The sequence below is a fragment of the Verrucomicrobium sp. 3C genome (assembly GCF_000379365.1).
In the GTDB taxonomy this organism is placed as follows: Bacteria; Verrucomicrobiota; Verrucomicrobiia; order Methylacidiphilales; family Methylacidiphilaceae; genus Methylacidimicrobium.
The window spans coordinates 1582311-1600971 of record NZ_KB901875.1; the positions used below are offsets into that span (position 1 = coordinate 1582311).

The 18661-nt window shown below is 60.7% G+C and carries 16 protein-coding genes and 1 pseudogene; 15 read left to right on the forward strand and 2 right to left on the reverse strand.

Going from position 1 to position 18661, the window contains the following annotated elements:
- Window positions 1-74 precede the first annotated feature (74 nt).
- The 8 genes from A37A_RS0108360 to A37A_RS16535 are packed head-to-tail and all read left to right on the forward strand — an operon-like array spanning window position 75 to window position 8196.
- Complete coding sequence (locus A37A_RS0108360; protein WP_020494192.1) at window positions 75-935, forward strand: polyprenyl synthetase family protein; 861 nt, start codon at window positions 75-77, stop codon at window positions 933-935.
- The gene (locus tag A37A_RS0108365; RefSeq protein ID WP_018291066.1) at window positions 907-2019 is read left to right on the forward strand and encodes an ABC transporter permease; all 1113 of its coding nucleotides are present in this window, start codon (window positions 907-909) and stop codon (window positions 2017-2019) included. The genes A37A_RS0108360 and A37A_RS0108365 overlap by 29 nt, the downstream gene beginning before the upstream one ends.
- Entirely contained in the window at window positions 2016-2732 is a 717-nt protein-coding gene (locus tag A37A_RS0108370; RefSeq protein ID WP_018291067.1) for an ABC transporter ATP-binding protein, read from the forward strand. Before A37A_RS0108365 ends, A37A_RS0108370 begins: the two co-directional genes overlap by 4 nt.
- Window positions 2729-3184 (forward strand): hypothetical protein, encoded by a 456-nt coding sequence (locus A37A_RS0108375; protein WP_018291068.1) that lies wholly within the window; start codon window positions 2729-2731, stop codon window positions 3182-3184. The genes A37A_RS0108370 and A37A_RS0108375 overlap by 4 nt, the downstream gene beginning before the upstream one ends.
- Entirely contained in the window at window positions 3177-5132 is a 1956-nt protein-coding gene (locus A37A_RS18315; RefSeq protein ID WP_018291069.1) for a cytochrome c, read from the forward strand. The genes A37A_RS0108375 and A37A_RS18315 overlap by 8 nt, the downstream gene beginning before the upstream one ends.
- A 48-nt stretch (window positions 5133-5180) precedes the next feature.
- Entirely contained in the window at window positions 5181-5792 is a 612-nt protein-coding gene (locus tag A37A_RS0108385; protein ID WP_018291070.1) for a YceI family protein, read from the forward strand.
- 27 nt (window positions 5793-5819) lie between these two features.
- The gene (locus tag A37A_RS16530; protein ID WP_018291071.1) at window positions 5820-7211 is read left to right on the forward strand and encodes a hypothetical protein; all 1392 of its coding nucleotides are present in this window, start codon (window positions 5820-5822) and stop codon (window positions 7209-7211) included.
- Window positions 7201-8196 carry an MBL fold metallo-hydrolase gene (locus A37A_RS16535; RefSeq protein ID WP_018291072.1) on the forward strand — a complete coding sequence of 332 codons (996 nt, stop codon included), beginning with the start codon at window positions 7201-7203 and terminating at the stop codon, window positions 8194-8196. Before A37A_RS16530 ends, A37A_RS16535 begins: the two co-directional genes overlap by 11 nt.
- 89 nt (window positions 8197-8285) lie before the next feature.
- Here A37A_RS16535 and A37A_RS0108400 read toward each other — a convergent pair whose 3' ends face one another.
- Window positions 8286-8942, reverse strand: coding sequence for a hypothetical protein (locus tag A37A_RS0108400; protein ID WP_040888741.1), 657 nt, complete (start codon window positions 8940-8942; stop codon window positions 8286-8288).
- A gap of 230 nt (window positions 8943-9172) precedes the next feature.
- Between A37A_RS0108400 and A37A_RS0108405 the strand changes: the two genes are divergently transcribed.
- The 4 genes and pseudogenes from A37A_RS0108405 (at window position 9173) to A37A_RS0108425 (ending at window position 15460) form a co-directional block, all read left to right on the forward strand.
- Window positions 9173-9430: an antitoxin gene (locus tag A37A_RS0108405; RefSeq protein ID WP_018291074.1), complete on the forward strand. Its 258-nt coding sequence runs from the start codon at window positions 9173-9175 to the stop codon at window positions 9428-9430.
- Window positions 9427-9752: pseudogene (locus A37A_RS16540) on the forward strand (type II toxin-antitoxin system PemK/MazF family toxin). The gene A37A_RS0108405 and the pseudogene A37A_RS16540 overlap by 4 nt, the downstream one beginning before the upstream one ends.
- 297 nt (window positions 9753-10049) lie before the next feature.
- Window positions 10050-12935, forward strand: a complete 2886-nt coding sequence (gene uvrA, locus A37A_RS0108420; protein WP_018291077.1) for an excinuclease ABC subunit UvrA — start codon at window positions 10050-10052, stop codon at window positions 12933-12935.
- A complete protein-coding gene (locus tag A37A_RS0108425; RefSeq protein ID WP_020494194.1) occupies window positions 12932-15460 on the forward strand; it encodes a tetratricopeptide repeat protein in 2529 nt (842 codons plus the stop codon). Before uvrA ends, A37A_RS0108425 begins: the two co-directional genes overlap by 4 nt.
- A gap of 213 nt (window positions 15461-15673) precedes the next feature.
- Here A37A_RS0108425 and A37A_RS16545 read toward each other — a convergent pair whose 3' ends face one another.
- A complete protein-coding gene (locus tag A37A_RS16545) occupies window positions 15674-16318 on the reverse strand; it encodes a group II intron maturase-specific domain-containing protein (protein ID WP_018291079.1) in 645 nt (214 codons plus the stop codon).
- Between A37A_RS16545 and A37A_RS0108435 the strand changes: the two genes are divergently transcribed.
- The 3 genes from A37A_RS0108435 to A37A_RS16550 all read left to right on the forward strand — a co-directional run.
- The gene (locus tag A37A_RS0108435) at window positions 16319-16648 is read left to right on the forward strand and encodes a transposase (protein WP_018291080.1); all 330 of its coding nucleotides are present in this window, start codon (window positions 16319-16321) and stop codon (window positions 16646-16648) included.
- Window positions 16648-17505: an IS3 family transposase gene (locus A37A_RS0108440; protein WP_018291081.1), complete on the forward strand. Its 858-nt coding sequence runs from the start codon at window positions 16648-16650 to the stop codon at window positions 17503-17505. The genes A37A_RS0108435 and A37A_RS0108440 overlap by 1 nt, the downstream gene beginning before the upstream one ends.
- Before the next feature lie 282 nt (window positions 17506-17787).
- The coding region (locus A37A_RS16550) for an IS1634 family transposase (RefSeq protein ID WP_018291082.1) at window positions 17788-18661 on the forward strand (874 nt) is incomplete at its 3' end.

Sequence of the window (18661 nt, forward strand, 5' to 3'; positions counted from 1 at the left end):
TAATGTGCGAAAGGGGATCTATCCGGACAACACTCTATCGATCGCTTCAGGACAATGCTCCCCTCCACTCGGGGATGCAACGGACCTTGCGCATGGCGATTGTCGGTGCGTTGACCAATCCGGGAAGCCTCTTTCGAACCCAGCTTGCCTACGGCGCGATGGTCGCCACGGGATTCCGAAGGGACATCGCGGAGAAGTTTGCCTGCGCGGTCGAATATTTCCACGTCGCCTCCCTGCTCCTGGATGATCTGCCGTGCATGGATGATTCGAAGGAGAGGCGCGGGCGGATCTGCCTTCATCTTCTCCATGGGGAACCCACGGCCATTCTTGGGAGTCTTGCCCTCATTACCCGGGCCTACGCGCTGCTGGGAGAAGTGATTTCGCAGATTTCGGCATCTCGGCAGATGGAGGCGCATCGGCTCCTGGACCGGTGTCTTGGATCGGCCGGCATTGTCAATGGACAGGCGCAAGATCTGGCCTATCGGCCCGGAGGCCGGCGGGAAGTCCTGAGGATCGCTTTAGGGAAGACGGTTCCCCTGATTCGATTGGCTCTCGGTTTTCCTGCCGTGGCGGCAAACCTCCCCATGCGGGAGCGGCTTCTTCTGAATCGGATCAGCGTCTATTGGGGACTACTCTACCAGGGGATTGACGACGTCCGGGACGCGAGCGAGCCCGCCTCCATCGGTCGGATGGCCGGCAGGGATGCGCGACTTCGCAGACCGAACCTCCTCCTCGCCGTTGGCCAGGAAGAGACCATCTCCTCCCTGATGCGGCTCTCAAGGCTGGCACAAGAGGCCGTCGGCCTCCTAACGGGGGATCGCAGATTCGGGTTTCTCGACGCGGTGCAAAAAAGCATTGCGGAACGACTGATCACCTCTCTGCTCGAAGAGCAGGAGCCGGATTGGCATGGACTTCCTCAAGCTCATTTTCATTAACATTCGCCGTCATCGGCTTCGTTCCCTCATCACGGCCGCCGGTATCGGCTTCGGCGCAGCCTCCATGTTGTGCATTGTTTCGATCGTTTTGGGCGCCGTAGGGATGTTCCAAAACATCCTGTCGACGGAGAGCCAGTTCATTCTCTTTGAGAGGAATGTCTCCGATCTGTTCTTCAGCAGTGTTCGTGCCTCCCAACTCGAGGAGATCCGAAACTTTCCCTTGGTAAAACGGGTCGACCCCCTGCTCGTCGGAATCGTCAGTTCTCCGAACCATCCCATCATCACCTGCTTCGGAGTGGAAGCCGACAATCCGCGCCTCCGCCAAGCCCACTGGCTACACGGCTCGGCCACTGCCTTCGGCCGGGAGAAAGATGCCATCTATCTCGGGGAACGGGCGGCTTCCTTCCTCAAGGCGACGATAGGGCAGGAGATCCCGATTGGGAGCCGCCGCTTTCTTGTCGGGGGCGTGCTTCGCACGGCAAACGGGTTCGAAGATGGCGGCGTCTTCTTTCCCTTGTCGCTCGCCCAGGAGTTCTTCCATAAGGAATCGCAGGCTTCCTTGGCGACGGTGGAGTTGCGGCCGGGGGCGAGCTTTGTGGCCTTCCAGAAGCAGATCGATGCGCGCTTTCCGGATCTGATTGCACTCGAGGACAAGGAGTTCAACCGGTCCTACTCGCAGTTTCGCATCCTCAATGTCACCAGTTGGGCGATTGGGATCTGCTCGTTCCTCCTTGGTGGCATGGGAGTGGCAAACACAATGCTGATGTCGGTGTTTGCCCGCGTGCGGGAGATCGCGGTGTTGCGGGTGTGCGGGTTCTCCCGGCAGCAGGTCGCCGGTCTCATCTTGGGGGAAGCGGCGATCCTTTCCGGTTTGGGGAGTGTGGTCGGTTGCGTGGCGGGATTCGCTGCGCTCGTGGCGATGAACGCGGCTCCCCAGCTTCAAGGATATGTCCGCGCGGCTCTCCGGATGGATCTCCTGGTTGGAGTGGCAGTCGTCACTCTGGCCACCGCGATCGCAGGCGCATTCTATCCCGCCTACTTTGCTTCGCGGATCGCACCTGCGGAAGCCTTGCGTTTCGAATGAACACCGAAGAGTCTCGCCTTGGTTCGGTCCCGGCCGCCGGAAAAAAGCCGTCCAGCGTCATCGTCGCGCGCGATGTCTGGAAGAGCTTCGATCACGGGCAGACTCCGGTCATTCAAGGGGTGAGCCTGGAAATTGGGCGCGCGGAAATGGTGGCGCTCTGGGGCTCCTCGGGCTCCGGGAAGAGTACCCTCCTCCACCTGCTCAGCGGATTGGACCGTCCGGATCGAGGGGAGATTACCATTCTCGGTCTGGATCCGTCCCGGGAAGAAACGCGTCTGCGGTTGTGCCGTCGTCACGTGGGGTTCGTCTTTCAACTGCACAATCTCATACCGGACCTGACGATGCTGGAGAACTTGCGCATTCCCTGCTTTTCCGAGCGGCGGCCTGCGCGGGAAATCGATGCGCGCGCTCGCTATCTGGCAGAGAAGGTCGGCTTATCCCACCGGCTCACGAGCCGGATCCAGAATCTTTCCGGCGGCGAGCGGCAGCGGACCGCGATCTGCCGGGCTCTCATGAATCGACCGGAGGTGATCTTTGCAGACGAGCCGACCGGCTCTCTCGACGAACGAACCGCGGATGTCGTCTTCAACCTGTTCCTCCGCCTGGTGTCTGAGGAAGGGGCGTCCGTGATCCTCGCAACGCACGACCAGCGCTTCACCAAGGGATGCCATCGAAGTCTGCATATCCATCAGGGGAAAGCGCTCCCGTTATGAGTTTTCCGCACCCGATCCAGGGAGACTCGAAAAGAGTCGGGTTCCGAGAAAACGGAGCGAGAACGGCGCTGGCTCTCAGCCTTTTTGCCGGCGGAGGCGATCTGGCCACCGGCCTCTGCCTGCTCTTCGCTCCGGCATGGACCCTCGCCCGGATGGGGGTTGCCTCTGTTCCAGAGGTTAGCTGGGTTCGGTTTGTCGGAGTTTTCGTCGCAGCGGTCGGAGCCGGCTATTTTTATGGACTGTTTTGCTGGATGGCAGGCCGTCGCGCGGGCTGCCTGCGGACCGTCTGGGAGTTGACGGCTCTTCTTCGAACCGCAGTCTGCGTCTTCGTCGCCGCAGAGATCGCCGGAGGCCAGATGGAAGGCGCCTGGATCAGTGTCTCGCTCACCGACGGATTCTGGGCATTGGCGCAATTCCTCTTGCTCTGGCGAAGCTTTCCCAGTGATGCCTAACCGCGACACCTTTTCCCCGCCTCCCGTCCTTGCTGCTTTTGCTGCCATCGTGGCCATTGCGGCGACCTATGTGAATTTTCTGCTCTTTGCTCAATTCGGCTTCCTGGGCTTGGTCCATGATCAGGGCATCGCCGGCGGAAATCTCCAACGCGTGCTCCTCTCGATGGGGCTCGGCGGAATCGGGGGAAGCCTGCTGGCCGCCAAGCTCTTCGACTACTCCCGCCTGAGGATCCTCTTGCTCGTCGGCTTCGTGGCCAGCGGAGCCGCCGCTCTCCTCTCGACGACCGCTCGTAATGCCGTCTCCTTTACCCTTCTTGCCGCAGCAATCGGAGCATCGGTAGGACTTCTCACCGTCAGCCTCTGTGCGAGCATTCCCATCCTGCTCGATTGCGGACGACGAGGTTTCCAGATCGGTTTAGGGACCGGTATCGCCTATGGACTTTGTAACGTTCCCGCTCTCTTCGCCGGCTCGCCCAAGGTGCAGGCGATTGCTGGCGCAATTGCCTGCGGTCTTGGGGCGATAAGCACTGCCGGTTTGGCGAGGGCGGCCGATGCTCACACGCTCCGATCGACCGACCGACGGGCTTTCGGCTTTGAAAGGATCGTTGTCGTCTTCCTGGCGCTGGTCTGGCTCGATTCGGCGTGTTTCACCATCCTGGAAGCGACGCCTCTCCTCAATCGGTTCGCTTGGGGGGGAGCAAGCTTCCAATGGAGGAACGGCGTTATCCACTTCGTCGCCGCGTGTGCGGCCGGTTGGAGCCTTGATCGGGGTAACCTACGGGAGGTCCTGGCGCTCTCCTTCCTGTTGCTGGCCGGATCTGCGGCCATGTTGGGCAGCGATGGCGTCGGCGCAAGAGCCGCGGGTTGGCTTTACCCAGTCGGGGTCTCCCTCTATTCGACCGCGCTGGTCTTTGCTCCAGGCAGCCTGTCGAACGCGACATGCGCACGGTCCACCGCCTGGCATGCCGCCCTCCTTTACGTCATCGCCGGGTGGGTCGGTTCGGCCATGGGGATTGGAATGGCCCAAAATCTCCATTCGGTTCCACGACTCTTTCTTGCCAGTTCCACGCTGATTGCCGCTATCTGCCTGATCCTTCCCCGGTCACTCTTTTCTCTTGCGACGCCCCAATCGATCCCCTACTGGGCGGGTTTGTGCGCAATCGGCCTTCTCGCCTATCGACTTCATGAAAAGCAGCTTCTCTCCTTCCAGAGTTCGTCCTCCGCGCAGAGTCCGGAAAGGCTCGGCAGAGAGGTCTACATCCGCGAGGGATGCATCCATTGCCATTCTCAATACGTACGGCCGGGCACCCGCGATGAGGAGTGGTGGGGCCCTTCCCAGCCTCCGCGGGAGGCCAGAGAGGAGATTCCTCCCCTCATCGGCAATCGCCGTCAAGGACCCGATCTGCTGCGCGTGGGCAATCGACGCTCGGCTCAGTGGAACCGGCTGCACCTGATTAACCCGCGCTCGGTCGTCCCTGACTCGCGCATGCCTTCCTACGGGCATCTCTTCGTGGAGGGCGATCCTCGGGGAGAGGCGCTTGTCGCCTACTTGCAGGATCTCGGCTCGATGACCCGAGAAGAGCGAATGGAGGCCGTGCAGCGATGGCGCCCCGCTCTAGAGAGCTGCCCCGTCGATTCCACGACAGGGGCGAGGCTCTTTGCGGAAAACTGCGCGCAATGTCACGGGTTCTCGGGTAGGGGCGACGGGCCTCTCTCCTCGCTCGTGGGATCCCCTGTTCCCAGCGACTTGACACGAAGCTGCTGGCTGGGGGGAACGCAGTCCGAAGCCCCCGAGCGGCTCGTCGGCTTGGCCCGAATCATAAAATTCGGAATTCCCGGCACAACGATGGCCGGCCATGAAAGTTTGGAGGACTCCGCGATTCTCGGACTAGCCGCCCACCTCGCCCGATTGTCGACGAGAGGCGACGAGTCAACGCGTGCTCCTTAGTCGGGAAGCTCGCGACAGAGACAGAAACATAGATTAACAGGAGACAACATGTCCATACGACCGAACAGATCCATTCTTCGCCCTCTGAGCCTTCTTCTGCTCACCGCGCTTTGGGGGACCGGCTGGGCCTCGGCCCAGCCCGTCTCGCTGCCGGTCGACAGCAGCAAAAGCCACGTGAAATTTGTGGGGGACTCCTTCCTCCACGACTTCCACGGCGCGGAAACCCGGATCACGGGGAGCGCGGATTGGGAAGCCGCGGCAACCCCGTCGATCCAGAAGTCCGTGTTGGTCTTCCCGATCGCGGGCCTTACGACCTTCCACAAGAAGCGGGACGAGGAGATGTTCCTCTGGCTTCACGCCAAGCTTCATCCGCAAGCCTCGTTTCGATGTGAGGGGATCCGCGTGCTCTCCGGTAATTGTTCGACCGCCACGGCCCAGGATCCGGCTCACGTCTCGGTTTCCGGCACCTTCGATCTGAATGGAGTGCGACATCCGCTGAACAGTGACGCGCTCTGGTGGCAGGAAGAAAAACGGATCATGGTCTCCGGCAAGACAAACCTCGACACCCTTCAATTCAACCTGCCCCAGATTAAGAAAGCGTTCATGACGGTCGGCACCACCTTACCCATCGAATATCAGTTTGCCTTCGTTCTCCCTTAACCGGACCTGTTGCGACTCTCGGGAGGAATGGCGATCCGTCCTGTCTTGGAGGACGGATCGCCCTCCCGGGCCAGTGCGATGAATTTTTTCCTTGGCGAACAGCGAAGGCCGGTCGGATTTCAGACCGGACTTTACCGGCTCACCGCCGGCTTCAGCCTCCTGTGGCTGAGCGCCGCCAATTTCGTCGGACTCTGGCTCGCGCTTCTCCTCTGCTGGCCGGAGTTGGGAAGCGTTTCCGGTCCTGCGGGCTATGGGAGGTGGATGGCGGTCCATCTCAACTGGCAACTCTACGGCTGGTGCTCTCTCCCGGTTGTCGGCGTTCTCTTGAGCCGATGGCTTCCTCGCCGACCCGCCGCGCTGCTCCAGGCGCGCTGGTCTTTTGCACTCTGGTCGTGGGCTCTCGGGCTCGGCGGCGCCTGGTGGCTCGAAGGGGAGAGCAGCGGCAAGCTCTTCCTGGATTGGTCGGGTCTGTCCCGGATCTGCTTCGTTGCCGTTCTTGTCGGGCTCTGGGGTCTGCTGGCTTACACTCTGATCCGCGGGTTCCGGGGAAAAAAGAGCGGCGAGCAGAGCGAGGGCTTGGTTCGGATCCCCTCGATGCTCGACTGGCTTCTGCTTGCCGGGCTCGGCACCGTCCCCCTGGCCATCTGGAACGCAACCAAACCCCAGCTTTATCCACCCATCAATCCGGAAAGCGGGGGGTCGACCGGTACCAATCTTCTGGGTTCTACCCTAGCGGTTGTCCTCATCCTCGGGCTCCTCCCCGTCTTTCTGGAGATTCCACGCCGGAATCGACACAGGGCACGTCCCTTCTGGGGCGTCTTCGTGGCGGAGAGCATTCTCTACCTGCTGCTCAATCATGGTGACCAGTCGAACCGGGACTGGAAGCAGATCGGGGGATTGGCATGCCTCCTGATCTGGATTCCCCTGCTGCCTCTCTATCTGCGCTCCTTCGCCTGGGCGGACGGCTCGCGGCTTTGGGGGATTTCCTTCGCGGGATGGTGGGCGGCCTTGGTGATCACGGGCTTTGCCTTTTTCCTGCCGGGAATTCTCGATGCCGCGAAGTATTCCCATCTACTTGTCGCCCACGCGCATATTGCTATGGCCGGCATGCTGACCAGTTTGAACATGCTGCTGCTCTTGCAGTTAGCCAGAGGAGTTCCCGGAGGCCCGGACCTCCTGGGGGAGCCGATACGCTTTTCCTTGTGGCATGCGGGACTCTTCCTCCATCTCCTGGCGCTCGCTGCCATTGGATGGAACGAGGTACGGTTGCCCGGATGGCTGTGGCACCATGCGACCGAGGTACGCTGGCTCTATTTTCTGCGGGCGGCGGGCGGCGTCTGCATGACCGCCGTTTCCCTTTCCTGGCTGTTTGCCTTGCTTCGAGGAGAGCGGGAGCGTTCGGAAGGCCATGGGGTATAGACCGGAACGCCTGCCCGAATTTCCTTGGAAGGTCAGCCGGAAGGACGGCCGTTTCCAGAACATCGACTCGCCCTGGGTTCCCCGCTGGAAGGATATCTTTCGTTGGAAGCTTGCCAGCCGGCCTCCGAGGAGCCAAGCCGCAGGCCGAGGTGGAGCCTGCCTGCCGGAAGAAGTCTTCGTCGACTGGCCCGCGCTACGCAATCCGCCACCGGAGCGCATCGTGGCTACTTGGCTGGGTCATTCGACTTTTCTTCTTCAACTCGATGGACTCACCGTCTTCACCGATCCTCTCTTCGGAGAGTACTGCGCACCCTGGCCCATTCCGGGCTTCCGCCGCCGTCGCCCCTCCCCGTTCCGCCGCGAAGAAAGTCCCGCTCCCGACCTTGTGATCCTCAGCCACTCCCACTTCGATCATTGCGACCGAGCCAGCCTCCAGCAGCTTCCTCGCGCGACTCTTATCTGCTGTCCGCTGGGCCTTCGGCCGCTCCTCGCGCGATGGGGGTTCAGCCGGATTGTGGAATTCGGATGGGGAGAGTTCATCGCCGACGGCTCGTGGAAGCTTCTCTGTCTCCCCGCGCAGCACGCTTCGGCGAGAAGTCCACTGGATCGCGACCGCGTTCTCTGGTGCAGTTGGCTGCTTTCCTCGCGAGGCCGCCAGATCTTTTTCGCAGGCGACACCGGTTATGCTCGCTTTCATGCGGAGTTGAGCAAGCCTCTGGGACCCGTCGAGCTTGCCCTGCTTCCCATCGGAGCCTATCGGCCCTCGTGGTTGCAGCAACCGCTTCACCTCAATCCCATGGAGGCGGCCCAATTGCATCGGGATCTCCAGGCCAGGACGTCGCTGGCCATGCATTGGGGAACCTTCCGTCTCTCCGACGAACCGTGGGAGGAGCCCCTTCAGCTCCTTGCCGACGCCCGCCGGCTTCTCGGGCTTTCGGAAGACTCCTTCCGGGCGCCCAAGCTGGGGGAGATCATTCGCCTCTAGCCTGCCTTTCTCCCAAGCGTTCTCCTGCGGTTTGCCCGCGGGAGCGGAGAGGGAAGGCCATGCATCCCAATCCGTATCGGGAGGGTTGACTATCGCCTCTCGGCAACGAACTGATACGCCCCAAAGAAGGTCGAACGGATCCTCCAGCGCCACTCGCTGGAGCGTAGACCGAGAAACTGCGGAAGCTCTTCTCCGACGAAGCCCGCGCGGATGCTTGTGGATGCATCATGGTAGCCGACCGGTCCCAAGGCTCCGAGCGTTCGCAGAACGCGCGCTTGGGCGAGATGGAGCAGTCTCCGTGCGGTTTCGAGCGCGAAGAAAAAGCGACAGGATTCCCGTATTTGGACACCCAGCCGCACGAGTTCGTCTTCCGAAAAATGATGGAGCACCATGTTCGCGATGAGAAGAGGGAACTCCTTCCATCTTTGAAACTGCAGAATATCTTCCTGCACCCATTGCCAGCTTGTCGGCCAACAGGCGGGTCTGCCGATGCGGTCGATTCCTGCGAACTCGATGCGCCGTCGAGTCGTCGGGTCGGCAAAGAGATGCGCGCCCAGGGCCCCATCTCCCGCTCCTATCTCCAAGCCTTGCCAGGAGCCGGAAGTGTCTTCGGCAAGCCGGGTCCGGAACCAGTCGAAATTCCGCATCAAGGCGTTCATTCGCCGCAACTCGCGTCGGCTCCGTTGTGCTTCGGGACTCTCGGGATCCAGCCGATCGATCCACTCGGGCTCGACGATCCGTTTCATCGGTTGCATGCAAAAGGTCGCGATTGCCGCGGGGTCAGGGGCTTCAATCGCTTCTCCATTCTACACCTTGGCGATTGAGAGAGGAGGGTAAGCGGCACCCTGTGTGACTTCCACGAAATACTGCTCCATTCCATCGAAAAGCGTTCCGCCGCCTTGACGTCGCACCAACGAAAGCCTTGAAAGATCGGCTGCCGGAAGTTACATATGGATATAATTCTTGAGAGACGCCAATGCATACCACGAATCTGCGTAAGGTCGGCGGGTCGGTCATGCTGGCCGTCCCCCGCGCGTTGCTCGATGTTCTGCACCTGCAAGCCGGCGCCAAGATCGGCTTGCCCGTCGATCACGGTCGCCTCGTGATCGAACCAGCGGCACGGCCTCATTACACGATGGCCGAGTTGTTGGCCGCATCTGACTACTCGCAACCGCAGCCAGCGGAGGAACGCGAATGGGTGGATGCCCCGGCCGTGGGCGACGAACTAATATGAGGCGCGGCGACGTGTACATGGTCGATCTGGAACCCACGCGAGGCCGGGAACAGCGTGGGCATCGCCCGTGTTCATCATCTCGCCCGACGATTTCAACCGGGCAACCAGACTGCCGGTCATTCTACCCATTACGAAGGGCGGCGGATTCGTCCGTCGCATCGGCTTTGCTGTGCCACTGACCGGAACAAAGACAACCGGGGTCGTGCGCTGCGGTCAGCCCCGCGTCCTCGATCTGACGGCCCGCAACGGGCGCAAGGTGGAAAGCTTGACCTCGGCCATCATGGATGAGGTTCTGGCGAAGACCGTCACGATCTTTGAGTGACTTCCACCAAATCCTGCTCCATTCCATCGAAAAGCGTTACAACCGTTTCCCATCCCTTCCGGGCGTGAGGACCCGACCGGATCATGGGATTCGGAATTTGAAGCATCGGCATTTCCGCAGGCAAGAGTTGCGGTCTTGGCAGCCGGAGACTTTGGTAGCCTGCATTCCCTTCTGCATCGTCCAGTGCGCGGGAGCCCCTGCCTGCCAACCGTTGGCTCGCCCCGGAGAGTTGACCCGCTCGGAGGTAATGGTAAGTTGACCGATTAGCCGGCGGCACGAAAGGGCTGCCTTATCGGAATGGCAGGAGAGTGGATCCAGATACGCGGGGCGCGAGAGCACAACCTGCAGAATGTCGACGTCGACCTCCCGCGCCATCAGTTCATCGTCATCACGGGGGTGAGCGGTTCCGGAAAATCCTCGCTGGCCTTCGACACGCTCTATGCCGAAGCGCAGCGACGTTACGTCGAGAGCTTGTCGACCTATGCCCGGCAGGTTCTGGGTGGGTGGGAGAAGCCGGAGGTCGACCGAATCGAAGGGCTTTCCCCAGCCATCGCGATCGAGCAGCGGACATCGGGAAGCAGTCCGCGATCGACGGTCGCCACGGCGACCGACGTCTACGAGTTTCTGCGCCTTCTCTTTGCGCATTTCGGTACTCCCCATCATCCGCAGACCGGTAAACCGCTGCGGCGATACACCGTGCCGGAGATGATCGGCGAGATTCTGGCCCTGCCTCCCGGGACGTCGCTTCAACTGCTGGCCCCGGTGATTCGCGGGGGGGGGCGAAAGGAATTCCGCCAGGCGGTCGAGCGGATGCGGCAGCGCGGGTTTGTCCGGGCCCGAGTGAACGGGAATCTCATCGAGTTGGAAGAGGCGGAGATCTTGCGCGGAAAAGGGCCGTACACCGTGGATGCCCTCGTCGATCGTCTTCGTTGCGAATCGGAAGCCAAAAGCCGATTGCACGACTCCCTAGAATTGACGATCAAGACGGGCGATGGCGTGGTCCTTCTGCTCTACCAGACCCCGGAGGGGGAGGCTGGCGAGCGTCTTTTCAGCGACCGTCACTTCGATCCGGAGACGGGTTTCCGATTTCCCGATTATTCCCCCCGCCATTTTTCGTTCAACAATCCCCTCGGGGCTTGCCCGGCCTGCCACGGCTTGGGAACGGAGTTCGCTTTCGATGTGGATGCGGTCGTGCCGGATCCCTCGCTTCCTCTTGCGCAGATGCCGATCGCCCCATGGCGCAGGCTAGGTAAGGCCCTCCAAGCGGTTTGTCACCAAGAGCTCGAAAGGCTGGCAAAAGAATTCGGCGAGGAGATGAGCCGGCCCTGGCAGGAGTGCTCGGAGGTCTTCCGGGAAGTCGTCCTGCAGGGATCCGGGGTCGAAGGCGGCCCAGCGGCGAAACGGAGAAAGCAGAAGAGCGCCTTCGAAGGGGTTCTTCCCGGCTTGGAGAGGATTTATCGAGAGGCGCGCTCTTCGGCTCTGCGCGCCAAGCTTCGTCCCTTCCTGGCTCGCAGCGTCTGCCGTTCGTGCCGTGGCGCTCGCCTTCGCCCCGAGGTCCTGGCGGTGACGATCCAGGCAAACGGCTGGGCTCCGCGCAACATCCGGGAGGTGGCCGCATTTTCGGTCGATGAGGCAGGACGTTGGCTGAAAGCAATCCCCATTCCTCTGGAAAAGAAAGCGGTGGCCGCCGACGTCTTCCGAGAGCTCGGCGAGCGTCTCGAATTTTTGAGGAGAGCTGGGTTGGGTTATCTGACCCTCGATCGGGAAACCCGAACGCTCTCGGGAGGCGAAGCTCAGCGCATTCGGCTGGCGACCCAGATGGGAGCACGCTTGAGCGGAGTGCTGTATGTTCTGGATGAGCCGAGCGTAGGACTTCATCCACGCGACCATCGTAGACTGCTGGGTCTGCTGGCCGAATTGCGCGATCTGGGAAACACGGTGGTTGTGGTGGAGCATGACGAGGAAACGATCCTCAGCGCGGACTATCTCATCGAGATGGGGCCGGGTGCGGGGCCGCTTGGAGGCCGGGTGCTTGGAGCGGGCGCTCCTCAGGAGGTTTTGAGCCGTCCGCACTCGATCACGGGTGCCTGTCTGCGCGAGCCAGTGGCCCCGGGAGGGGGGGGCAGCAGATCACCCGATGCGGGGTGGCTGCGCGTGGTTGGCGCTCGGGCAAACAATCTTCGGAACATCACAGTAAGCTTCCCGCTGGCGTGCCTGACCGCCGTTTCGGGTGTGAGCGGCTCAGGGAAGAGCACGCTCGTCCATGACATCTTGAGCCGCGCGTTGCAGCGTCGACTGCATGGCGCACGAGCAGAGCCGGGCGCTCACGATCGCGTCGAGGGAGCGGAAGCGTTGGAGCGTCTGGTGATCGTCGATCAGGAACCGATTGGGCGCTCGCCCCGGTCGAATCCCTTGACCTTCTCTGGAGCCTTTCAGGAGCTTCGGCTGCTTTTTGCCCGCCTCCCTGCCGCACGCGTGCGGGGATACGGTCCTGACCGGTTCAGCTTCAACGTCCCCGGAGGACGATGCGAACGATGCCAAGGACAAGGGGCGATCGAGGTCGAAATGAGTTTCCTGCCCGCTGTCTACGTTCCCTGCCAGTCGTGCGGCGGAAAGCGTTTCAACCGGGAAACGTTGGAAGTCACCTATCGCGGAAAGAACATTGCCGAGGTGCTCGAGATGACGGTGGAGGAAGGCCGAGAGTTTTTTCGCCCGGTTCCCGCCATCTGGGATAGGCTCGATACCTTGGCTCGGGTCGGGTTGGGGTATCTCTGCCTTGGCCAGTCGGCGACGAGCCTATCGGGTGGAGAGGCCCAACGGGTGAAACTCGCAGCGGAGCTCGACCGGCAGACATCGGGAAAGACGCTCTACATCCTCGACGAGCCCACGACGGGGCTCCATCTCGCCGATATTGAAAAGCTGATGGAGGTCCTAGCCCTGTTGAGAGACGCGGGCAACACGATCATCCTCATTGAACACAACCTGCGCGTTCTGCAGCGCGCCGACTACTTGATCGATCTGGGGCCCGAGGGAGGGGAGGGCGGTGGACAGGTTGTCGCTCAAGGGACCCCTGCGCAAGTAGCACAGGAGCCGGCGAGCTGGACAGGCCGATTTCTTCGCGAGCAAAGAGAGGCAATCAGAGTCAGAGTCCAGGTAGCGGAGAAGGGGGCCGTGAGAGCATGAGGGAAGAACGATCGTCCAAGCGAGGGGGGATGGCCGGCCTCGGTATCCTCGTCATCCTCCTTGCCTGGGTAGGCGGACTCCCAGGCGCCATGGCTCAAGAAGAGGCGTTGGCGCCAGCTCTTACTGCCTTCGAGGATGGACTTTTCGCTCGATGCGTGCAGGAGGTCGAGGGCTTTCGGAAGCGTTTCCCGGATAGCCCTCTCGCCTCGAGTGCAAGCCTTCTTGAGGGGAAGGCGCTCTACTTCCTTGGCCGCTATCGGGCGGCGGAGGAGCTGCTCACTCCGATTGCCAGGAATCGGCTACCGAAAGCCGCGGCGGGAGAGGCTCTGTTCTGGCGAGCCGAATGTCTCTGCGCTTTGCAACGATGGACAGAAGCGATTCAGGACTATCGCGCTTCCCTTGCCAAGCCGTTGGCGGGCCCTCTGGCGCAGAGGGCACAGCTTGCGCTCGGGTGGTGCTTGTGGCGGACCGGAAAGGTGCGGGAGGCCGAATCGGTGTTGGAAAAGCTGGAGCGCGGAACGGCTGGCGAAACACAAACGCGCACACTTCTTCTTCGGGCTCGGATCGCGCTCTCCCTAGGACGGCGCGAGGAAGCGGAGACCCTCTTTGGTCGAGTGATTCAAGGGGAAGGCCGAATGGAAGATGCCCTCTGCGAGGCTCGTTTTTGGCTGGCGGAGCTTCATCGAGCGGACGATCCCGCTCGAACCATTCCGCTCTACGAGGCGGTAGCGAGGACGGGGCGATGTCCAAGAGAGCTGCTTGCGCAGGCTTACCTCGGACTGGGCGAGGCGTATGAAAAGGTGGGTCAGAGCGGCAAGGCGATGGCCGCCTTGGAAAAAGCGCTCGAGTTGGAGGAGGCACGGAATCTTTGGTTCCGGATCAGCGAGCGTTATTTGGAGAGTGCGGCGGCTCTGCAGCGTCTTCCCGAGGCGGAAAGGAAACTTGGCGAGCTCCAGCGGGGTTGGAACGCGAGCGAAGGGCAGGCGAGGCTTGCCTTCGCCATCGCGCAGGCGCGAACAAGAAGCGGCGACAGGGAGGGAGCAGAAGCCCTCTTGGAGGAGACCAGCCGTCGGAAGCTGGGGCGGGAGTCGGATTTGGCGATCCGTTACGCGCTTGGTCGGCTTTATCAAGAGGATGATGCGTGGGATGCCGCGGCGCGATCCCTTCTTCTGGTCGAGAAGGGGGGCGGGGTTTTGGCTCCCTATTCCGCCTTTCGCTTGGGCGAGATCGCCCTGGTTCGAGGGGACGCCGCTTTCGCCGAAGAGAATTTTCGCTTGGCGGAGCGAGCCGGCGTTTTCCCGGAGGAGAGCCTCTACAATCGTTTGATCTCCTTCGCACGAGAAAAGCGGCTCGAGGAGTTCGAAAAGACGAAAGCGATCTTTGTCGAGCGTTTTCCGCATAGTTCCTTGCGCTCTCGTCTGCTGCTGCTGGAGGCAGAGCTCCTCCGGGAGGTAAGGCGACCGAAGGAGGCGGAACGGGCACTGGAAGCAGGCCTGCAAGAGCCAGGACTACGATCGAGCCAGCCGCAGCTCCTCCTGGAGCTCGCTGGTCTCTACGCGGAAGAAGGAGGGGATGCACGGGCATTTGCCGAATACGAACGGCTCGTCCGGGATTTCCCAAATGACCCGCTTGTGCCGGAAGCGCTTTACCGGGGAGCCTTTGCCGGATACCGCAGCGGGAGGCTGACCGATGCAGAGGCAAGGCAGCGGTTAGCGGATCTCGCGGCGAATAAAGCGGCCGTTTCTCTTGCTCCAAAGGCGCTGTTCGGGGCGGCCCAGTTTGGTTACAATGCCCAAGATTATGCTGGCGCCCAGGCAGATTTTGAACGCATCGCCCAGGACTATCCCCAGAATCCCTTGGCGGATTCGGCCTACTACTGGGCGGCGAAGGCCGCAGTAGGACGCCATGATCTTATGGATGCGCTTCATCTCCTGGATCGAATCTCGGAGAGTTCCTCATGGAAGGCGGAGGCCAGACTTTTGCAAGGAAAGATCGATCAGCAACTGGCAGAATACGGCAACGCGATGATTCTTTTTGACGCGGTCTTGGAGGAGAGCCCGTCCGGGCCGATCCGAACCGAAGCCCTGCTTCGAAAGGGGGACTGTCTCTTCGCAGAGAGTTCCAAGACTCCGAAGGTCTATGGAGAAGCCGCAAAGGCGTTTGCTGCGGTCTTGAGAGAAAAGGAAGCCGATCCGGCAGAGCGGGATGAGGCAGGTTTCAAGTTGGGAATCTGTTTGCAAAAGCAAGGACGCGAAGAGGATGCGCTCTCGGTTTATCTTGATGTCTTGGATGGTCGCTTGGGAGCCACGAAAGAAGGTTCCGGAAAGCGAAACGCTCCGGAGATTCGCTGGCGGATCGAAGCCGGAATTCAGGCTGCTTCGCTCAAGGAAAAAGCTCAGGATTGGAGAGGAGCGGTGACCATTTATCGAAAGATGGAAGAGTTGGGGGGACCCACGCGAGAAGAATTCCATGAGACGGTCAATCGGCTTCGTCGGGATCATTTTCTCTTCGAGGAAGGCTCTTGATGGGCTACCGTCCGGTCATCGCCAGCCGCAGGAGAAAGCTTGTGTAGAGTCGAGGAGTGGCGCGGTGCGACGTAGGAGAGCCGTAGCGGGAGCTGCCCCTTTCGGTCTGGCAGTGCCTGAGTATCTCTCCCTATCATCCGTCTCCACTCCCCGCTCATCAAACCGACCGTGCGGATTTCCCGCATTCGGCTTTCGGACAAGGTTTGCGCAGGATTATGCCCACGGCAGGCTCCGCGTAGAGCTCCCGAGAGAGATGAGACCCAGCTTCTCCTGGAGAAACGCATCCGGGAACTGAATCTTTCCTTGCCCAGGGACTTTATGCTTGCGGCAGAGCCACCGGCGAAGCCGATACCGGACATGACGATCCACTGCCCGGTACGCTCGGCTGACCGATCCAAGACAGAAGTAGTTTGCCCATCCTTGCAGCCGGGGGTTGAGGAGCAACACCAGTTCCTCACCGTCCCTTCCCAGCGTGTTCCGACGGAGCCGTTCGCTCACGCTCTGCAGCAGCCGGTTCACCCGTTTCGTGGAGGGTTGAGTCCCCAGGTAGCTTCGGCCCGTGATGGGCTTGTAGCAAAGACCGAAGGTGTAACCGAGAAAGTCGAAGCTCTGCTTCGGCACTCGGCAGATCCGGGTCTTTTCCGGGTTCACGGTGAGCCCGATTCGCTCCATGATCTTCTCCATTTGCTTCCGGGCTTCCTGGGCATGGTGGCGGCAGAGGATCACATAGTCGTCGGCGTACGATACGATGTGCGCCGCCCACTTTGCAGCCCATCCTTGTCGCTGCCATCCCAGGATCCGTGAAGTTTCTTCGATTTTGCGGACGAGGGTTTTGGGGGATAAAAAGGAAAACCCCAAATGAACAACGGAAAGAGCAGCAGCAAGTTCGCGCGTCGTTATGACCGCGAGTTCAAAGAGAATGCGGTGGCCCTGGTGCGAGGGGGGCGTTCGGTTCTCGAGGTAGCTCGCGATCTCGGCGTTTCCCATTGGTNGCTGAATCTGTGGGTCAAGGATGCCCAAGGCGGTCGGATTTTCAGCGATCCCAAGACTTTGGCGGCCGAATCGCCCGAGCAGCGCGAGCTGCGAAGGTTGCGCCAGGAAAACGACTATCTGCGCCGTCAGCGCGACATTTTAAAAAAAGCATTGGGCATCTTGTCGGCCGAGATGCCTGCCAACGATATGCGGTGATGCAAAAAATGACCAAAGATNATTGCCTCACNGAATTGGCCGAAGCTNTGGAGGTTTCNCGGAGCGGCTTCCATGCTCACCAGCACAAGGACCGGGGAAGCCGTCGGCAACGGGACAAGCAACTGCTTGCGGCCATCCATCCAGTTTTCCTGGAAAGCCGGAGAACCTATGGCAGCCCGCGCATCACCTGGGCGCTGCGTAAGGCCGGAGAGCCTTGCGGCAAAAATCGCGTGGCCCGCTTAATGCGGGAGCTCGGTCTGCGCGCGAAACAAAAACGCCGCTTCCGTCCCCGAACCACCGATAGCGCCCATCGCCTTCCGGTCGCCGACAACTGGCTGGCCCGGATGCCCGCGCCGGATCGCCCCAACCAGATCTGGATCGGTGACATCACCTACATCCCCACCGCCGAGGGCTGGCTCTATCTTTGCGGCATCCTCGATGCGTGTTCCCGCCGGTGTGTCGGCTGGCATGCCGAGGACTCGCTCTCCACGCCTTTGGTGACAAGAGCCTGGAACAAGGCGTGGAAAAGCCGGCGCCCCGACCCAGGGCTCTTGCACCATTCCGATCGCGGCGTCCAGTATGCCAGCGGAGAGTTCAACGCGCTACTGCACTCCTGCGGTGCCGTCGCCTCCATGAGCCGCAAGGGACAGTGTTATGACAATGCCATGATGGAATCCTTCTGGGCCACGCTCAAAACCGAGTGCTTCGGCTCCTTCCTCCCGAAAACAAAACAAGAGGCCAAGATCATGATCTTCGATTACATCGAATGCTTCTACAACCGTCGCCGCCTTCATAGCGGCCTCCATTACCAATCCCCGCTGGACTTCGAAAAGAATCTCGCTAACCTAAACAACTAAATCCTCCGAAGCCCCGTCCACGTTTTCGAAGAAAGATCATCCTGACCCGACAGGGCCTTCAACAGTCTGTTCACAAATCGGGCAAGGACTTAGAGCGATTCCTCAAGGCTTACTTCGCCAAATACAATGACCACTGCCAGGCCTTCCATTGGACTAACCTGACTTCGACACTTTTTCACCGACCTCGTGATTTATCAGTTACTTACGGAAAGCATGTAGTACGTAATATATGAAATAATATGTTGACGTGTATTCGTTGTATGTGGCATAAAAGAGTGCGTAATGTACTTTTGCGAGGTCAAGTCCCGGCAGAAGGGGAAGGTCTACAAGAGTTATTTCATCCGAGAGTCGTATCGGACCGAGAAAGGGCCGCGTTCCCGGACGATCTGCAATGTCACCGCGCTACCCGAAGAGGTCCGGGAGCTGATTCGTTTGGGCTTGCAGGGGAAGAAGATCGTCGAGGTCGAGAAGCTGGGACTGGAGGAGCAGTCGGACTTCGGGGGTCTGGCGGTTTTGCGGGAGGCATGGGAGCGGTGGGGACTGGAAGAAGTCCTGGCCGCGGTGGAGGATCCGAAGAAGAGGAAGCTTTTGCAGGCGATGATCTTCGGCAGGATTCTCTTCCCCTGCTCGAAGCTTTCCTTGAAGGAGGAGGCTCGGGGGACGCTTCTGGCGGAAGCCTGCTCCTTGGAGAAGAGCGAAGGATTGGACGAAGAGGATCTCTACCGGGCGATGGATGGGCTCAATGGGGTTTGGAGCCGGATCGAGCGTGGGCTTTTCCGGAGAGCGTTTCCCGGAGGGGTAAGTCTGGTGCTCTACGATCTTTCGAGCACCTATTTTGAAGGAGAGGGTCCGAAGGGGTTGGCTCGCTACGGCTACAGTCGGGATCATCGGGATGACCGGCCGCAGGTGCTTTTGGCGGTGGCGACCGATGCGGAGGGGATCCCGATCCATGTGGAGGTTCTCCGAGGCAATCGGGCCGATTCCTCGACGCTCCCCGGGCTTTTGGTTGGCTTGCGGCGACGGCTGGGGATGGAAAAGGCGGTCTTTGTTTTTGACGGCGGGATCCGAAGCTTTTTTAACCTGGAGATGCTGACGGGGATGGAGTTGGGATACGTGACCCGGGCGAATCGGGCTCAACTCCAGGAGCTGGTGGAGA